General features: G+C 72.3%; 4 protein-coding genes. All 4 read left to right on the top strand.

The window, feature by feature from the left end; genetic code table 11:
* On the top strand, positions 1–566 hold a 566-nt coding region (locus tag B7767_RS34035; RefSeq protein ID WP_085575469.1), incomplete at its 5' end, for an alpha/beta family hydrolase.
* 312 nt (positions 567–878) lie between these two features.
* Positions 879–1,565 carry an RNA polymerase sigma factor SigR gene (gene sigR / locus B7767_RS34030; protein ID WP_037937802.1) on the top strand — a complete coding sequence of 229 codons (687 nt, stop codon included), beginning with the start codon at positions 879–881 and terminating at the stop codon, positions 1,563–1,565.
* Positions 1,562–1,873 carry a mycothiol system anti-sigma-R factor gene (gene rsrA / locus B7767_RS34025; protein WP_085575468.1) on the top strand — a complete coding sequence of 104 codons (312 nt, stop codon included), beginning with the start codon at positions 1,562–1,564 and terminating at the stop codon, positions 1,871–1,873. Before sigR ends, rsrA begins: the two co-directional genes overlap by 4 nt.
* A gap of 145 nt (positions 1,874–2,018) precedes the next feature.
* Positions 2,019–3,371 (top strand): HD-GYP domain-containing protein (locus tag B7767_RS34020; protein ID WP_107486485.1); only part of this gene is annotated, 1,353 nt, incomplete at its 3' end.

Raw genomic sequence — 3,371 nt, 5'->3', positions numbered from 1 at the left:
GGGCCCGCCTCGTCCTCGCGGTGAGCCACGGCGCCGGCGGCGGCATCGAGGCCCGGGACCTGAAGGCGCTCGCCGCCGGGCTGCCCGCACACGGCGTGACCGTCGCCCTGGTCGAACAGCCCTGGCGGGTGGCCGGCAGGAAACTGGCCCCCGCGCCGAAGACCCTCGACACCGGCTGGCGCGGCATCTGGCCCGCGCTGGCGAAGCCGGGCCTGCCGGTGATCTCGGGCGGGCGCAGCGCCGGCGCCCGCGTCGCCTGCCGCACCGCCACGGAACTCGGCGCCCACGCCGTACTCGCCCTGAGCTTCCCCCTGCATCCGCCGGGCAGGCCCGAGAAGTCCCGCGCCGACGAGCTGCTCGGCACGGGGGTGCCCACCCTCGTCGTCCAGGGCGGCAACGACCCGTTCGGCAGGCCCGGGGAGTTCCCCGAGGGGACCTACGAACTGGTCGAGGTGGACCACGGCGATCACGGTTTCGCCGTGCCCAAGCGGGCGGACCTCACGCAGGAGGAGGCCGTGACGATGATCACGGACGCGGTCGTGCGGTGGACCGGCACACTCGGATGAGGCCCGGGAATGCCCGGCCGGCTCCCGCTGTTGGGACGGACGTACATGCCGGTCAACGGCGTCGCCGTCGTAGGAGAGGAAGTCCGCCGCATGGGTTCGACCTTCTGCCCGCCAGCTTCCCGCCACCGCCCCGTGGACGGGCTGCGCCCGGCAGAATCCGATTCGAGCCGCAGCAGCAGCCGCCCCGATCTGGACTGGACGGTGCTGCACGCGGCCAAGACCGCCCCTATTCGGGCGGCGGGTGCACCGGATCGTCGTCTATCCTCCGATTCGGGTGAGACCGGTTTCGGTCTCGCGACAACTCTGGAGGAGGTGGGTCCGGTTCCCGGTACCGACGCAGGGACCGAACACGGCCAGGCGGAGCAGCCCGAGGGCCAGGGCAGCACGGGTGCGGAGTCGACCGCGGAGCGCAGCGCGCGCTTCGAGCGGGACGCGCTCGAGTTCCTCGACCAGATGTACTCGGCCGCCCTGCGCATGACGCGCAACCCGGCCGACGCGGAGGACCTGGTGCAGGAGACGTACGCCAAGGCGTACGCGTCCTTCCACCAGTTCCGTGAGGGCACCAACCTCAAGGCGTGGCTGTACCGGATCCTCACCAACACCTTCATCAACTCGTACCGCAAGAAGCAGCGCGAACCCCAGCGCAGCGCGGCCGAGGAGATCGAGGACTGGCAGCTCGCGCGCGCCGAGTCGCACATGTCCACGGGTCTGCGCTCCGCGGAGTCGCAGGCGCTGGACCACCTGCCCGACTCGGACGTCAAGGAAGCGCTCCAGGCGATCCCGGAGGAGTTCCGCATCGCGGTGTACCTCGCCGATGTCGAGGGCTTTGCCTACAAGGAGATCGCGGACATCATGGGGACACCCATCGGTACGGTGATGTCCCGGCTGCACCGTGGCCGCCGTCAGCTGCGCGGCATGCTGGAGGACTACGCGCGTGAGCGCGGACTGGTCCCGGCCGGCGCCGGAGAGTCGAACGAAGCGAAAGGCTCGGGGTCATGAGCTGCGGAGAGCCGCACGAGACGGATTGCAGCGAAATCCTCGATCATCTCTACGAGTTCCTCGACCGTGAGATGCCGGATTCCGACTGTGTGAAGTTCGAGCACCACTTCGAGGAATGCTCGCCGTGCCTGGAGAAGTACGGGCTCGAGCAGGCGGTGAAGAAGCTGGTCAAGCGCTGCTGCGGACAGGACGACGTGCCGGGCGACCTGCGCTCCAAGGTCATGGGCCGGCTCGACCTGATCCGCTCCGGCCAGGCCGTCCCCGACCAGGACGTCACGGCCTCGCCGGCCGCACCGCAGGAGTCCTGACACTCCGCGGTCCTCCGGCCCCTGTATCACTCGAACGTGCTAATCCGCGGGTTATCGGCCCGTGGAGGCACCCCCCGCCGTCCTAGGCTCCAGAGCCTGGCAGACGGCAGGTCGGGTGCCGGCGCGCACGGTCGGGGAGGGGCACATGGAGGCGTTACCGGCACGGGTCCGCGCGTATGTCGCCTGTGTCACCGTGCTGGGCCTGCTCTGTCCGCTGTCGCTGGTCCCTTCCGTCCCGGTGTCCCCGCCGGGCGGGGCCCGCTTCTCCTGGTGGGCGGTCGCCCTGCTCGCCGCGCTGTACGCGGGCTGCGAGCGCCTCGCCCGATCGCGTCTGGTCGCCGCCCCGCACCCGGGCGGAACCTTTCACCCCGTCCTGCTCGCCGGGGCCTTCCTGCTGCCACCGCCCGCCGCGGCGCTGGTCGCGCTCCCCGGGGCGCTGCTGCTCCCCGTGGAACAACGCCCGTACCTGGCACGCAGGCTCTGGCGGGCCGGCAGGCTGGTGCTCGCCGTATGGGCCGCGAGCCGGGTCCATCTGGCGGTCGGCGGCCGGGACGCGGTGGCGGACTGCGACGTCCCGGCCGCGCTCGGCACGGCCGGGGCCGCGGTGCTGGTGTTCTGCCTGGTGCTCACCCTGCTGGACGCCGGCGTCCCGGCGTCGGCGCCCGGCGTGCTCCCGCGCGGGAGGCGGATCCCGGCACCGGCTGCCTGGTGGCGGCTGTTTCTCGGGTCGCTGGCCCCGATCACCGTGCACGGCCTCGCCGGACTCATGATGGCGCTGCTGTGGCGCAGCCCCTACGGACCCGTGGCCGCGCTGCTGGTGCTGCTGCCGATGGGCGTCTCCTGGTGGGCGTTCGTCCAGTACCACCGGGAGCGGGCCGCCCATCAGGCGACGATCCGCGCCCTCGTCCAGGCCGTCGACATCAAGGACGGCTACACGCGCGGGCACAGCGAACGCGTCGGACGGGCGTCCATGATGATCGCGCGGGAACTCGGCATGGACGACGAGCGCGTCGAGGTGCTCCGCTTCGCGGGCATCCTGCACGACGTCGGCAAGCTCGGCGTGCCCACCCGGCTGCTCACCAAGAACGGCCCGCTGACCCCCGAGGAGCGCCGGGTGATCGAACTGCACCCCGAGTACGGGCACGAGATGGTGCGGGGGATCTCCTTCCTCGGCGAGGCCCGCGCGGCGGTGCTGCACCACCACGAACGGCTGGACGGCACCGGCTACCCCTACGGGCTGGCGGGCGGTCAGATCCCGGAGTCCGCGCGGGTGGTCGCCGTCGCCGACGCCTTCGACGCGATGACCTCCACCCGCTCCTACAGCAGGGCACGGCCCGTGCCCGTGGCGCTGGAGGAGCTCCGGCGGTGCGCGGGCGCCCACTTCGACCCGCGGATGGTGGCCGCGCTGGTCCGGGCGATCGGCCGGACCGGCTGGCACCCGGCGGTGACCGCCGACGAAGCACACCCCACCCCCGCCGACACGTGGCCCACCTCCGAC

Source organism: Streptomyces sp. 13-12-16, assembly GCF_002114215.1.
Classification (GTDB): domain Bacteria; phylum Actinomycetota; class Actinomycetes; order Streptomycetales; family Streptomycetaceae; genus Streptomyces.
The sequence above is the reverse complement of the archived record's forward strand: the minus strand, read 5'-3'. Positions and strand labels throughout refer to the sequence as shown.

Bases quoted from the DNA above. Each gene is read 5' to 3' on its own strand.
- rsrA (WP_085575468.1), top strand. From the start codon at position 1,562: ATGAGCTGCGGAGAGCCGCACGAGACGGATTGCAGCGAAATCCTCGAT.